Raw genomic sequence first — 13,083 nt, 5'->3', positions numbered from 1 at the left:
CATGCTGCATTCCGATGCCGAAATCCGCCGCCGTATCGATGCGCTCGGCCCATGGTTCCACAATATGGAACTGGCCGGCATCGAAACCGCTCCCGACCATTTCCTTGGCAACTATCCGCTGATCAAATGGCGCAAATTCGCGGACGCGATTCCCGCCGATCTTTCCGGCAAGGCGGTGCTCGACATAGGCTGCAATGCGGGTTTCTATTCGATCGAGATGAAACGCCGCGGCGCCGGCCGCGTGCTTGGCATCGATTTCGATGAGGCTTACCTGGCGCAGGCGCGCTTTGCCGCTGAGGTGGCGGACTGCGACATCGAATTCCGGCAGCTCTCGGTCTACGACGTTGGCGCCCTGCATGAGCGGTTCGACATCGTGCTGTTCATGGGCGTGCTCTACCATTTGCGCCATCCCTTGCTCGCACTCGATCTGATCCGGGAGCACGTCGCCCGGGACCTGATGATCTTCCAGTCGATGCAGCGCGGCAGCACCAACGTGCCGGCGCTCGAGCAGAATTATCATTTCTGGACCCACGACCTGTTCGACCGGCCGGAGTTCCCAAAGCTGCATTTCATCGAGCATCGCTATGCCGACGACCCGACCAACTGGTGGATTCCCAATCGCGCCTGCACCGAAGCCATGCTGCGCAGCGCCGGCTTCGAGATCGTCCTGCAACCGGAGCAGGAGGTCTATTTCTGCCGCACCGCCGACGTGCCGGCCGGTGGCGGCGTCGTCTACCCGTCGAAAGGACAAATAAATGATTGAAGCCGCGATGATCTGGAACGAGCCCAACAACAAATCCCACTGGGATCCCGAGCTCGACCCCGACTGGAGCCGCTTCGCCAACATGGCAACCCTGGCCGCCGACGCGATCGCGTCGGAGAATCCGGCCTTGACCAAGGTCCTTGGCGGCATCTCGCCGATCGATGCCGGTTTCATGACACGGATGAAGGAGTTCGACGTGCTCGATCATGTCGATGCTGTCGCCGTGCACGGCTTTCCGCTCGACTGGAACCTCTGGCAGATCCACGAATGGCCGCAGAAGATCGGCGAGATTTCGGCTGTCACCGATCTTCCGGTATGGGTCAGCGAGGTCGGCGTGTCGACCTTCGGCGCCGAGGAGGTACAGGTCTGGGGCCTGCGCCGGACCGCGGAATTGCTGATCGGCAACGCACCGCGCATCCAATGGTATAGCCTCTACGACCTGCCGCGCGAGTGGGAAGCGACGACGCGCCATCGCGAGGCGGAAGGCTCGTCTTACTACCGCCATTTCTACATGGGCCTGCTCCGCCAGGACGGCACGCCAAAGCCCGCGCTCGAGGAGTTCCTGCACCACACGCCGGCAATGGGACTGGTGCAGTGGTTCCATTTCGAAGATCACCGGCTGGGTGACGCCGTCGCCTGGATGAAACGGCTCGGCGTCACCAATCTGCGCACCGGGCTTTCCTGGGCCGACAGCTTCAGGCCGAACGCACTTGACTGGTTCGACCGGCAGATGGAGGCTTTGGCCGACTTCGACGTGACGGTTACTTTCTGCTTCACGCCGGAACACCGCGGAATGATGCCGCACCACAGCAGTCCGCCGCTGGTGCCGGAGGAATTCGCCGATTTCTGCGCGGCAATGACGCGCCGATATGCCGGCAGCATCGCTGCCCCTTCGGTCGGCAGGCTGCGCGCCTCCGCAGCGTGAGGAGCTTCGGCTCTCCAGCCATGATGCTCACCGTCCTCAACGTCGCCTATCCCCTCGCCCCGGTCGGGCCGGATGCGGTCGGTGGTGCCGAGCAGGTGCTGTCGATGCTCGACCAGGCGCTCGTACAGGCCGGACACCGCTCGATCGTGATCGGCTGCCAGGGCTCGAGCGCTGCGGGTGTCCTCATCGAGACGCCGGCCGAACCGGGCGTGCTCGATGAAGCGGCGAAGCGCCGGGCGCAGCGTTCTCATTGCGCCGCAATTGCTACCGCACGCGCTCGCTGGCCAATCGACGTGGTCCATTTGCACGGTATCGATTTCGATGCCTATCTGCCGGGCGACGGGCCGACATTGGTGACCCTGCATTTGCCGCTCGACTGGTATCCTGCCGACGCTCTCAATCCGGCGCGGGAGGATCTGTGGCTGCATGCGGTATCGGCGGCTCAGCAAAGAACCGCGCCGCCGGGCGCCAGGCTGATCGGGCCGATTCCCAACGGAGTGGACGTCGACGCGCTGAGCGAGCCGCAGGCCAAACACGACTTTGCGCTCGTGCTCAGCCGCGTCTGCCCGGAAAAGGGCATCCATCTGGCGCTGGACGCAGCCAACAAGGCCAGCGTCCCGCTGGTCATCGGTGGCAAGGTCTACCCCTATGAAACGCACACAGCGTATTTTCGCGACGAGGTCGAATCCCGCCTGGACGACCGGCGCCGCTTCCTTGGTCCGCTCGGCTTTCTCGCCAAGCGGCGCCTGCTGAACACAGCCCGCTGCCTAGTCATCCCGAGCCTTGCCGCGGAAACCAGTTCGCTCGTCGCCATGGAGGCGCTCGCCTGCGGCACCCCCGTGGTGGCCTTCCCGAATGGCGCACTGCCGGATGTGGTCGAGCACGGCAAGACCGGGTATCTGGTCGGGGATGTCGACGAGATGGCCGAAGCCATCGCTGCCGCACCCAGCCTGGACCCCGAGACGTGCCGGGCCGAGGCGCGGCGGCGCTTTTCACTCGACCGCATGGTTTCCTCCTACATGGACGCCTATCGGGCGCTGGCACGGCTCGGCACAGACAGCGAGCAGCTCGCGACGGCAAAGTGAGCGCGACATGCTCCGCAGTGAGATCATAGACGATCCGGCGGACCTCGAAGCCCTCGAGCCGCACTGGTGGGAACTCTGGTCGCGCAGTCCCTCGGCGACGCCGTTCCAGTCTCCCGCATGGTTGCTGCCATGGTGGCGAACATTTGCTCCCGGCGAGCTAGCGACGGTCGCCATCTGGCGTGGCGACGATCTGGTCGGCCTGGCGCCACTCTATCTGGAACGCCACGACGCCGGCGCGCGATTGCTTCCGCTCGGCATTTCGTTGAGCGACTATCTGGATGTCCTTTGTCTTCCCGAGATCGCCGAACCGGTCGGCGCAGTCATCGGTGGCGCCGTTCTTTCCGTGGGCTGGTCACAGTGGATCTTGCAGGACCTGCCTCCCGGCGGCGCCGGCCTTGCCATCAGGCATGCCGCGCTCGAATCGTGCCAAGCCGTCGGTCACGCCGCTTGCCCGGTGCTCGCCCTCGCCGGCGACCAGACGCTTCAAGGCTGTGTTCCGGCGCGGCGGAGGCGCCAATTGCGCCGCGCCCACAGGGCCGCGTCGAGACGCGGCAGTGTCTCCATCGAACCCGCTTTGTCCGATCCGCAGACATTCCTCGACCACCTGATCCGCCTTCACCGCGCGCGCTGGGCCGGACACGGCGACGGCGTTCTGTCCGATTCCCGCGTGGAAGCATTCCACCGTCAGGCGCTCCCGCAACTGGTGGCACAGGTGCTTGCCCGATGCTGGCTTATCACGATCGGTAACGCGATCGTGGGCGCCTATTACGGGTTCCATCATCGTGGCCGCGCTTGCGCTTATCTCGGTGGCTTCGATCCGGCCTATGCCGAGGAAAGTCCCGGCGCGCTGCTCATCGGCCAGGCGATAAGGCAGGCGATCTGCGAAGGCGCGGAAGAGTTCGATTTTCTGCGCGGACAAGAGGCCTACAAGTACAGCTGGGGCGCCGTAGACCGGTGGACGATGCGCAAGATCTGGACGCGGAGCAAAGGGCGATGAGCGCGACCCAACCGGAATCTCGGCGGTCGACATCAGCAAGGCGGGTGCTGGAGGATTGCATGGCAGACGGTGCCGGCGTCGAAGCCGTCATCGCAAGGCTGGCTCTCCGTTTCGAGACAGGAATCGATGCTGCAGAATTGGCGAAGATTGCGCAAAACACGCACTCGGCTGACCCGCGAAACACGGCAAAACTGCAACGGATTGCGGACCTGCTTCGGCGCAGGCCCGAGATCTTCGCCACGCTGCGCAAAACAGGCGGTGCTGTTCGGCACGAGCGTGGCGAGGACGAGACCGACGATGCGGTCGTCAAGCGGCTGGCGGCCGGGTTTGACGCGGCGGCGGCGATCTCCCCGGCGGCGAGCGTCCAGCTGTCATCGCTGGGCAATGAGGAAAAGCTCTCTGCCGCTACGGCTGAGATCGTTGCCTGGCTGGAGAGGCGAGGCTTTACCGGCAGTGACCGCGACATACTGGATATCGGCTGTGGTATCGGTCGGTTCGAACAGGCGCTCTCCGCTCTGTCGCACCGGATCGTCGGCAGCGATATATCCCCTGCGATGATCTCGATCGCCCGCCGGCGATGCGCCGGGCTCGGCAATGTAGAATTCCGCCCTGCGCGCGGTTTCGATATTGCCGATTTTTGCGATGCCAGCTTCGACCGCGTGCTGGCCGTCGACAGCTTTCCCTATCTGGTGCTGGCCGGCCTTGCGGAGCGACATTTCGTGGAAATCGCGCGCGTGCTGAAGAGGCCGGGCATGGCCGCGCTTTTGAATTATTCATATCGCGGATCGCCGGCGCTGGATCGCGCCGATGTCCATAACTTCGCCAACGCAAATGGCATGCAAGTCCTCGTCGACGGCGAAAAGCCGTTCCGGTACTGGGACGGCGATGCCTTCCTGCTTACGCTTTCCGACGGAACATTGCGGCCCAACGATGGTTCGGATGCCGAACGGGAAAAGCCGCTATTCGACAGTATGAAGGAGGACAAGATGGCGTCCGGCAGCAAGAAGCACATCGGTCGCGGCAGTCACGGCAAAGGCGCTGGCGCTGGCGCAATGACCGATCTTCCCAAGGACAAGATCGGCGAGAACGCTGTTTTGTCCAACAGAGACAAGAAGCAGCACACCAAGGAGCGCGGGCTCGACGGCAATCGGGTCAAATCCGAGCAGTACCAGGATCATTCAGCGGATCGGCGGCCTGAAGACTGATCGTTGCGGCAGCATGCGAGCTTGCAGCCGGTGAGCAATTGAAAGGCGGCGAGAAGCCAACCGCTGACGAAGCTGTGCAAGGACCGATGCCGGTCGCATGGACGCCCTGCAAATTCTTGCAAACTCGCACTGTTGCCACCAGAGTGAGGTGAAGGAACCAACATTTGCCAAGAGAACGCGATGTCTCGCTCAAGGGAAGATTCCGGCAGCAGGCGTGCCGATCTGACGATAGATCGGGAAATCGCTTCCTTGCTTGCGGCCATCGAGCAGGAAAGGGTTCCTGACCGGCTGACCAAACTTGCGATCGAATTGCAGCATGCGCTTATCGAAAGGCGCTTGCGCGAAACCAGCAACTAACGTGACGTGTATTAACGGCGCCTCTCGGCTTCGAAGTCCAGTTGTCCTTCGGACAGATAGCTGCGCCTTTCCATCAGGGTTTGCGAGGAACTTTCGCCAAGGTATTCCAGCACGCCGGCGCGTGCCCTGTTGAGCCGGCTCTTCACGGTTCCCACCGCGCAACCGCATATTTCGGCCGTTTCCTCATAGCTGATGCCCAGAACGCCTATCAACATCAGAACCTCGCGCTGGTGCTCGGGAAGGCTCTGAATGGCCTGGTGGACCTCCTTGCCCTGTACGGACCATTCCTGCGTCGCTTCCGAGATCGGCCGCAGCGAAGCGCAGTCGAGTAGGCCGGGCGCTTCCCTCACCGCGGCCCTGACACGCGTGTAGTAGGTGTTGCGCATGATCGTGAAGAGCCATGACTTCATGCGCGTTCCAGCTTCGAACTTGTCAATGTTGGCCAGGCCCTTGGTCAGCGTCTCCTGGACCAGGTCGTCGGCATCATCAGGAGTGCGGCAGAAGGTGCGGGCGAAAGCCCTCAAAGCGGGTATGAGGTCGACGATGGAAACTTCTTCGGTTTCGCGAGTCGCCAAGGCGTAGGCTGTAGGTGGCAATGGTCCAGCTCCCGTCCAGAATGAGTTCGTGAGCGCAGACCAGTTAAATGCATTGGGCGAAAGATCGTTCCGGCTGGCGAAAATCACCCGGATCGGGAACCGGAGCGGCTTGGCTGGGCAACCCAGCCGGCGGTGATATTTTTGACGGAACAACCACCGGTATCGCGGAGTTGGAATCCAGGCCGTCCGAAATTCCGGGGCGCCGCCATTGGCGTGTCGAAACGCGATTTTCGCAGCGAGCCTGGGCCGCCACCTCAAGGACAGTCCGCCACCTCAAAACAGGAGGAACCCATGACAGGAAACAAGCACGCCAAAGGCAAAACGCCGGCCGACAGCGACCTTGCCAACGATCCCGGCATCGGCAGTTCCAAGGGCACGATCAAGGAGGGCGACCGGCTCGATCAGGGCGACAACACGTTCGAAGGCGATGTCGAGAACGACACCACGCCTCAAGGCGGTATCAATCCCCGGCAAAAGATGCGGACCAACAAATGATGCCAGCATCGGCCGGCGCACGATCGAACAAACCCGCTGCAACCCGTGCAGCAATCCCGCGTTAAAGAGCATGGGCCTCGCGTCCGCCCAGCGTTGATGCGACAGGCTCTTTCGCGGAGACACAGATGACAAAAAAATCGTTTGGCCGCCCCGTTCCAATTCTCGTCGGCCTTGGTTTCCCTCGCCATGTCGAAAATATTTGGCAGGCCTATGACGTCTTGAACGAATGGCCGAGTCGCGGCCCGGCGCACAAGGCGGCGTTCGACGCCTGTCGCGCCGGGCTGGCTGACGAGGTCGATGCCGAGACCGTGCGCGCGGCGTTCGAAGCATTCGCCCGCAAGGCGGGCATTCTGGCGCACGATGTCGCCGCCGAAATACCAGCAGGCACCAATCCCACTGCGGTTCGCGACGTCGGCTAAAATGCCCAGCAGGCCATGTGACCCGCTGACGCTAATTTATATCAAGGGTGGTTGAATCGGGAGGACCGCCATGCTGGAGATAAAGTTCGATGCTCCGGTTTGCATCTACTTCGGCAAGCCGGGACGATCGCGAATGGTCAGCTCCATTTTCGAGGCTTCTTACTGCCTCAAAAGCGAGAAATGGCCTGCCCGCAATGCCCCGTTGTCGCTGATGGCGGCAGATGCATTGGCGGCGCCCAGATCGGCCAGATTACGGCAGCGGAAGCCCGCGAAGCATTTATCGACGCGGCTTTGGAAGCGAAGATACTTGTCGAAGGCGAGCCGCATGACACGCATGCCCGGACAGCCTTCATGCCGGACGGCGGGCGAACCGGCAGGCTGCTTCCCCGCAGAGCCGTTTATCGCGAATGGCTGGCTTCCTCGGCCTTTTTCTCCCGCTGCTGCCTGAGGACCTCGTCGGTTCCGACCAGCTTCTTCGATCCTCCAGGGATCGCGGTGGAAACAACAGCCGGCGGGTCGCTTGCGGGGAAAGAATCCTCCAGACCCGCCTGCAGCTGGTCTTCCAGCGTCTGCGGCTCTTCCGAGCGGCCAGGGGTCCTTCGGGTGTCTACATTCTCCAGCGGCTGTGTCATGTCCGGTGAAGACCTGACTTCTCGAATCGAGCCATAGAGCTGTTCGATGGCAAATTCCTTCATTGTGTCGAAATCGGCCTTTTCGTCACGCGATGCCTCGATTTGGTCGACCATGGTCTTCTCGAACCGTTCGAGGCTCTCGCTTCCACACGCTCGGCAGAGACGCACCAGCGCCTCGCGCAGTATGAGCGGCGCAAAGTGCGCCGTCGCCTCAAGCCTGAGCTGCTGCAAACGCTCCGGGGTAGCGGCTTGGAACTTCGACATGCTCGACCTCTTCGCCTTGTGGAGCATGTCAACGAAAATTGTCGGCGGATGTTCCATCGGCGGCCGCTGCATCGCTCGATCCTCAGCGGTGCGCGCCACCACCGACTGCCATGCGGATACCGAGACAGACGACGAAGCAGCCTGCCACGCGCTGCTGCCAGAGCCTTACCTTCGGTCGTCTCATGATCCAGGCCCCGAGCGTACCGGATGCGAGCGCATATGTGCCCAGCACCAGCACACCGGTTATTTTTTGGCTGCCGCCGAGCAGCAGCAATTGCAGTGTGACCGATCCCCGCGCGGGATCGACGAACTGTGGAAGGAATGCCACCATGAAGGTTATCGGCCAGGGATTTATCAGATTGGCGATCATTCCTTCGCGTGCGGCCACAAGCGGCCCGACACTGCGCGGCTCCTCGACGGCGACGCCGGCCGACGGCAGCAGCACCAGACGCGATCCAAGCCAAACCAGATAGGCTGCGCCCATCCATCGAAGCATGGCAAAGACAACGGGCGATGCCTGGAGCAGCGACGATATGCCGAGGGCAAGGAGTGGCAGCTGGACCATGCCGGCGCCGATGGTCATTCCCAGGACGGTGAACAGGGCAACGTCACGGCCCTGCCCGATGCCACGCGCCATCACCAGCAGACTGTCAGGCCCCGGGGGCATCTGCATCAGAATGACCGTCCCGAGAAAGGCCGCCCACGAGGCAGGATCCATGCCGCTACTTCGCCCCGGTTTCGTAGGAGGCCTTCGCGCCGTCCTTCAACCGACCGGCATCTCGCATCATCTTGAGCGCCTCGTCCCTGGTCAGGCCGCACCTGCGGGCAAAGAAATTGACCTCATAGGCCTGCTCGGCCGACAGGCCGTCCTTGGCATGCACTCTGCGCTTGTGTTTGCGTCCGCTCATACATGCTTGATCCCGTGAGACTTAGCGTCCCCAACTCACATCGGGCCAACCGGTTCCCCACTGCTTCGTCGCTGCGCAGGCTTTTCAGGCGCCGTCGGGCCGGCCGACCTTGTCCTTGAGTTCGTTCAGGAATGCGAGCAGCGCGTCCTCAGGATCGTCGGCCTCTTCGGTCAGCATTTCGATGCCCCAGTGGCCGAGAACAGCCTCCTGGACGATGCTCGGCTGCGACATGAAGATAAAGGATTTCGGGCGGCTCTTCTCGTAGCCCGACCGCCGCCAGGTCTGCCAAAGCCTGTGCAATAGCAGACGGATGTTCATATCAGACATGCTGTAGCCGATGAACAGGATGGTGCGCCCAAGCGCGTCGGCGCGAAACTTCGCGTCGAGCGGCGAATCGAACGAAAGCCGGTCGAAATAATCGGTCTCCGCCAGGACCAGCGATTTGTCGTCGTCGAAATCGCCGTGGAATTTGATGATCTGCGTCACCTCGCCGGTCGTCTTGGGCAAGTCCTTTGCATTGGCCACCTTCACAAAGGGCCGGCCATGGATCTCGAAGGCTACCTCGAGGTTGCGATCATAATTGGTGGTGTAGATGACCGGAAAATCGAGCGATACGATGAGCTTGTGGATTGCCGACCGCTGCACTTCTTCCCGCGAGACGCTCCATTCACGATCCATCCAACTGCGCAAAGGGCCGAGGCTCCCCTGCTTCAGCCGGTAGTATTCGGCAAGGGCCTGATAGCTGGCCTCCGGTGCGCCGATCATGTCCTCGTGAAGGCCGAGCTCGTTTTGCATGTGCTCGATGAGCTTTTGCCAGGACGGCAAGCCGACGCTCATCGACACCCCGGCTCCAACGAACAAGATAGCTCGTCGCTCTTTCACCGATTGAGCCAGTTGCTCGACTGCAGACAGCATTCGACACAACTGCGATAGGTGCCGCTCCGTTCCAGCCGAGCCAGGACCACTGCCGGAATAGAATTACTTCCGACTTGAGTGCGGACACTCGGATCGGCTGTCCCGAGCGCCCGGCCCCCGACTTTTGGCCAACCGAATCCGACATTTATTTCGTTGCATTTGGCACTTCTGCGCCGCTCACGCGTTGGAGAGTGTTCAACAAACACGGCGCAGCTGCAGCTAATGGAGCTCTGCGCCAACGTCGGCAACTCGACAGCAAATGAGGCAAGCGCGACTGGTGGCGGCGAAAAATAGGGTGCCTGGCAAAAGGGGAAAGAGGCCAATGGCTGCAATACTGGGATGGAGGCTGCTGGCGGGGTTTGCACTGATAACCGCGGCGGTTGCTCAGCCAGCATCAAGCCCTGCGATAAATCCGCCGGCCGCAGCTGCTCCGCCCGACGACGGCCAGTGGGCGATGCCGGCAAAGAACTACGCCTCCACCCGCTACAGCGAACTTGCGGAGATCACCGAAGACAACGTCAAAAACCTGCAGGTGGCCTTCACCTTCTCGACCGGCGTCAACAAGGGCCAGGAGGCTGCGCCCTTGGTCGTCGGCAACACGATGTACATCGTGACGCCGTTTCCCAACATCCTCTATGCGCTTGACCTTACCAAGCCCGGCGCGCCGATGAAGTGGAAGTTTGAGCCCAATCCCGAGCCCGCGGCGCAGGGCGTTGCCTGTTGCGACGTGGTCAACCGCGGTGCAGCCTTCTTCGACGGGCGCATCTATTTCAACACGCTCGACGGCCATGCCATCGCCGTCGATGCGGCCACCGGCAAACCGGTCTGGAACACCCATATCGGCAACATCAATATCGGCGAGACCATCACCATGGCGCCGCTGGTGGTGAAGGGCAAAGTGCTGGTTGGCAATTCCGGCGGCGAAATGGGCGTACGCGGCTGGATCAAGGCCCTCGACGCCGGCGACGGGCACGTCGTCTGGACGGCCCACAATACCGGCCCGGACGCCGAGGTGCTGATCGGCCCCGATTTCAAGCCGCATTACGACATGGACAAGGGCAAGGATCTCGGCGTGACGTCGTGGCCGCCCGACGCCTGGAAGATCGGCGGCGGCAATGTATGGGGCTGGATCTCCTATGACCCGGACCTCAACCTGATCTTCCATGGCACCGGAAATCCCGGTCCGTGGAACCCGGATCTGCGACCTGGCGACAACAAATGGACCGCCGGCATCTTTGCCCGCGATCCCGACACAGGCGCAGCCAAATGGTTCTATCAGTGGACCCCGCACGATTTGCACGATTACGACGGCATCAACGAGCAGGTGCTGCTGGACATGACCTGGCAGGGCAAGCCCCGCAAGGTGCTGGTGCGGCCGGAACGCAACGGCTACGTCTATTTGTTGGACCGCACCACGGGCGAGGTCCTGTCGGCAGTGCCGTTCGGGCCTGTCAATTCCAGCAAGGGCGTCGACCTGAAGACCGGCCGGCTGATTGTAAATCCGGACAAGAAGACCGGCACCGGCAAGGTCGTCCGCGACATCTGTCCCACCGCATCTGGCCTCAAGGACTGGCAACCTTCGGCGTTCTCGCCAAAGACCGGCCTGCTCTACATTCCGCACAATAACATGTGCATGGACGAAGAAGGCGTCGAGGTGAATTACATCGCCGGCACGCCCTATGTCGGCATGAACGTGCGAATGATTCCCGGGCCGGGCGGCAATCGCGGTGCTTTCACCGCCTGGGATGTCGCCGCCGCCAAGCCGGCGTGGAGCCTGAAGGAGAATTTTCCGGTGTGGAGCGGCGCCGTCGCCACCGCCGGCAACGTCGTGTTCTATGGCACTATGGAAGGCTGGTTCAAGGCGGTCAGCGCCAGGACCGGCGAACTGCTTTGGCAGTTCAAGACGTCGTCCGGCATCATCGGCCAGCCGATCACCTATCGCGGCCCGGACGGGCACCAATATGTCGCGATTCTTTCGGGCGTCGGTGGCTGGGCCGGCGCGATCGTATCCGGCGATCTCGACCCGCGCGACGCCACCGCCGCGCTCGGCTTCGTCAACGTCATGAAGGATCTGAAGGATGTAACCACGCCGGGAGGTACGCTGTATGTGTTCCGGCTGCCTTGAGACGATCGGCCGAGTTGCGGGGCCACGGAGAACGCGTTCGCGGCGGTTAGCCGTCGCGGTTGGCGCACTGGCACTCTCGCTCGTTGCCGCCGTTGCCAATGCGCGCGAGTTGAGGATCTGCGCCGATCCCAACAACATGCCGTTCTCCAATGCCGCCAGGCAGGGCTTTGAAAACAAGATCGCCGAACTCATCGCCCGGGAGCTTGGTGCGACTGTTTCCTACACGTGGTGGGCACAGCGGCGCGGCTTCGTCCGCAACACGTTGAAAGCTGGCTTGTGCGATCTTGTGCCCGGCACGCCCGCCAATCTCGAGATGCTGCGCACCACCGCGCCCTACTACCGGTCTTCTTATGTGTTCGTGACACGCCAAGATGTGCCCGAAATCACGTCCTTCAACGATCCTCGCCTGCGCGATCTGCACATCGGCGTCCAGCTGATAGGCGACGATGGCGCCAACTCGCCCCCCGTCCAGGCGCTTGGCCGTCGTGGCATCGTCGGCCATCTCATCGGTTTCCCCGTCTATGGCGACTATTCGGCGCCGAACCCGCCAGCACGCATCATTGAGGCGGTCGCGAATGGCGACATCGATATGGCCGTCGTCTGGGGACCGTTGGCCGGCTACTTTGCAGCCAGGCAGAAGGTGGCGCTGCGGATCACGCCGGTTTCGCCGCGCGTGGACGGCCCGCAACTGCCGATGATCTTCGACATCTCGATGGGCGTGCGCCGTGGCGACGATACGCTGCGCAGCGAGGTGAACGCCGCCCTGACCAGACACCGCGCCGAGATCGACGCGATCCTGGCGACCTACCAGGTGCCCCGCCTCGATCCTGTCGGAGCGCCTTGAAATGAAGCGCGGTCTTCCCTTGCTGGTGTTCGCGATCCTCGCGGTTTCCGGGTGCCAGCGTGAGGAACGCGACACGCGTCCACAGTCGGCGTTCGGCTCGGGCGACCAACCGGCAGCCGTGACGGCCCTCGAGCCGGGCGGCCAACGGCCGGCCTCGTCCGATACCAAGGCCGGCGTGTTCGAGGCCAACGCCTTCCACCTCAGCGAGGGCAAGCGTCTGTTCAACTGGTTCAACTGTTCCGGTTGCCATGCCAATGGCGGTGGCGGCATGGGCCCGGCCCTTATGGACAAGAAGTGGCTCTATGGCAGCTCGATCGAAAGCATCCACGCCACGATCAGGGACGGTCGGCCAAACGGCATGCCGAGCTTCCGCGACAAGATCCCGGACGACCAGATCTGGGAGCTTGCCGCCTTCGTCCGCGCGTTGAGCGGCAACGCGCCAAAATCCGCTGCGCCGAGCCGCGACGACGACATGATGCCCCATCCATCCGAAAATCGCCTGCCGGATGCCGCGACTCTGGGGAAGTCGCCGTGAACCGCCTTGTTTGCAGGG

The 13,083-nt window shown here is 62.5% G+C and carries 17 protein-coding genes and 1 pseudogene; 11 read left to right on the top strand and 7 right to left on the bottom strand.

The features are described from left to right. Position 1 precedes the first annotated feature (1 nt). The 6 genes and pseudogenes from NKJ32_RS22025 to NKJ32_RS22000 all read left to right on the top strand — a co-directional run bounded on the left by NKJ32_RS22025 (position 2) and on the right by NKJ32_RS22000 (position 4,975). Positions 2 to 763 (top strand): TIGR04290 family methyltransferase, encoded by a 762-nt coding sequence (locus NKJ32_RS22025; RefSeq protein ID WP_352623179.1) that lies wholly within the window; start codon positions 2 to 4, stop codon positions 761 to 763. Next, positions 756 to 1,688, top strand: a complete 933-nt coding sequence (locus NKJ32_RS22020) for a glycoside hydrolase 5 family protein (protein ID WP_352623178.1) — start codon at positions 756 to 758, stop codon at positions 1,686 to 1,688. Before NKJ32_RS22025 ends, NKJ32_RS22020 begins: the two co-directional genes overlap by 8 nt. Before the next feature lie 20 nt (positions 1,689 to 1,708). After that, on the top strand, positions 1,709 to 2,773 hold the full coding sequence (locus NKJ32_RS22015; protein ID WP_352784070.1) for a glycosyltransferase family 4 protein: 1,065 nt from the start codon (positions 1,709 to 1,711) through the stop codon (positions 2,771 to 2,773). 7 nt (positions 2,774 to 2,780) lie between these two features. Then, the gene (locus NKJ32_RS22010; RefSeq protein ID WP_031211613.1) at positions 2,781 to 3,770 is read left to right on the top strand and encodes a GNAT family N-acetyltransferase; all 990 of its coding nucleotides are present in this window, start codon (positions 2,781 to 2,783) and stop codon (positions 3,768 to 3,770) included. Beyond that, a pseudogene (locus tag NKJ32_RS22005) lies at positions 3,767 to 4,531 on the top strand (class I SAM-dependent methyltransferase); the annotation flags it as partial. The gene NKJ32_RS22010 and the pseudogene NKJ32_RS22005, both read left to right, overlap by 4 nt. Positions 4,532 to 4,756: 225 nt before the next feature. Further along, positions 4,757 to 4,975, top strand: a complete 219-nt coding sequence (locus NKJ32_RS22000; protein ID WP_023676213.1) for a hypothetical protein — start codon at positions 4,757 to 4,759, stop codon at positions 4,973 to 4,975. Between the two features lie 189 nt (positions 4,976 to 5,164). Here the strand turns inward: NKJ32_RS22000 and NKJ32_RS21995 are convergent, their stop codons facing one another. Together NKJ32_RS21995 and NKJ32_RS21990 are read right to left on the bottom strand one after the other, a co-directional pair. After that, positions 5,165 to 5,293: a hypothetical protein gene (locus tag NKJ32_RS21995; protein WP_352569237.1), complete on the bottom strand. Its 129-nt coding sequence runs from the start codon at positions 5,291 to 5,293 to the stop codon at positions 5,165 to 5,167. Between the two features lie 50 nt (positions 5,294 to 5,343). Next, entirely contained in the window at positions 5,344 to 5,907 is a 564-nt protein-coding gene (locus NKJ32_RS21990) for a sigma-70 family RNA polymerase sigma factor (RefSeq protein ID WP_023676143.1), read from the bottom strand. A gap of 312 nt (positions 5,908 to 6,219) precedes the next feature. On the opposite strand from NKJ32_RS21990, the gene NKJ32_RS21985 reads away from it, so the two are divergent. Together NKJ32_RS21985 and NKJ32_RS21980 are read left to right on the top strand one after the other, a co-directional pair. Then, the gene (locus NKJ32_RS21985) at positions 6,220 to 6,423 is read left to right on the top strand and encodes a hypothetical protein (RefSeq protein ID WP_023676144.1); all 204 of its coding nucleotides are present in this window, start codon (positions 6,220 to 6,222) and stop codon (positions 6,421 to 6,423) included. 125 nt (positions 6,424 to 6,548) lie between these two features. Continuing rightward, positions 6,549 to 6,842 carry a DUF982 domain-containing protein gene (locus NKJ32_RS21980; RefSeq protein WP_023676145.1) on the top strand — a complete coding sequence of 98 codons (294 nt, stop codon included), beginning with the start codon at positions 6,549 to 6,551 and terminating at the stop codon, positions 6,840 to 6,842. 159 nt (positions 6,843 to 7,001) lie between these two features. On the opposite strand, the gene NKJ32_RS21975 is transcribed toward NKJ32_RS21980, so the two are convergent. The 5 genes from NKJ32_RS21975 to NKJ32_RS21955 all read right to left on the bottom strand — a co-directional run bounded on the left by NKJ32_RS21975 (position 7,002) and on the right by NKJ32_RS21955 (position 9,561). After that, the gene (locus NKJ32_RS21975) at positions 7,002 to 7,169 is read right to left on the bottom strand and encodes a hypothetical protein (RefSeq protein WP_352623176.1); all 168 of its coding nucleotides are present in this window, start codon (positions 7,167 to 7,169) and stop codon (positions 7,002 to 7,004) included. A 71-nt stretch (positions 7,170 to 7,240) separates the two neighbouring features. Beyond that, on the bottom strand, positions 7,241 to 7,738 hold the full coding sequence (locus tag NKJ32_RS21970; RefSeq protein WP_352623175.1) for a hypothetical protein: 498 nt from the start codon (positions 7,736 to 7,738) through the stop codon (positions 7,241 to 7,243). An 82-nt stretch (positions 7,739 to 7,820) separates the two neighbouring features. Next, positions 7,821 to 8,411 carry a LysE family translocator gene (locus NKJ32_RS21965; RefSeq protein WP_352641024.1) on the bottom strand — a complete coding sequence of 197 codons (591 nt, stop codon included), beginning with the start codon at positions 8,409 to 8,411 and terminating at the stop codon, positions 7,821 to 7,823. A 49-nt stretch (positions 8,412 to 8,460) separates the two neighbouring features. After that, entirely contained in the window at positions 8,461 to 8,646 is a 186-nt protein-coding gene (locus NKJ32_RS21960) for a hypothetical protein (RefSeq protein WP_352623173.1), read from the bottom strand. Positions 8,647 to 8,730: 84 nt separating this feature from the next. Further along, on the bottom strand, positions 8,731 to 9,561 hold the full coding sequence (locus NKJ32_RS21955) for an SIR2 family NAD-dependent protein deacylase (protein ID WP_502901059.1): 831 nt from the start codon (positions 9,559 to 9,561) through the stop codon (positions 8,731 to 8,733). Positions 9,562 to 9,883: 322 nt separating this feature from the next. Between NKJ32_RS21955 and NKJ32_RS21950 the strand changes: the two genes are divergently transcribed. From NKJ32_RS21950 to NKJ32_RS21940, 3 genes are read left to right on the top strand one after another with little or no spacing between them, the layout of a single operon-like run. After that, positions 9,884 to 11,686, top strand: a complete 1,803-nt coding sequence (locus NKJ32_RS21950) for a methanol/ethanol family PQQ-dependent dehydrogenase (RefSeq protein WP_352593703.1) — start codon at positions 9,884 to 9,886, stop codon at positions 11,684 to 11,686. Beyond that, on the top strand, positions 11,667 to 12,530 hold the full coding sequence (locus NKJ32_RS21945) for a substrate-binding domain-containing protein (RefSeq protein WP_352593704.1): 864 nt from the start codon (positions 11,667 to 11,669) through the stop codon (positions 12,528 to 12,530). Before NKJ32_RS21950 ends, NKJ32_RS21945 begins: the two co-directional genes overlap by 20 nt. 1 nt (position 12,531) lies before the next feature. Next, on the top strand, positions 12,532 to 13,065 hold the full coding sequence (locus NKJ32_RS21940; RefSeq protein ID WP_352593705.1) for a c-type cytochrome: 534 nt from the start codon (positions 12,532 to 12,534) through the stop codon (positions 13,063 to 13,065). Positions 13,066 to 13,083: the final 18 nt, after the last annotated feature.

Source organism: Mesorhizobium sp. M0159 (assembly GCF_040322295.1).
GTDB lineage: Bacteria > Pseudomonadota > Alphaproteobacteria > Rhizobiales > Rhizobiaceae > Mesorhizobium.
The sequence above is the reverse complement of the archived record's forward strand: the minus strand, read 5'-3'. Positions and strand labels throughout refer to the sequence as shown.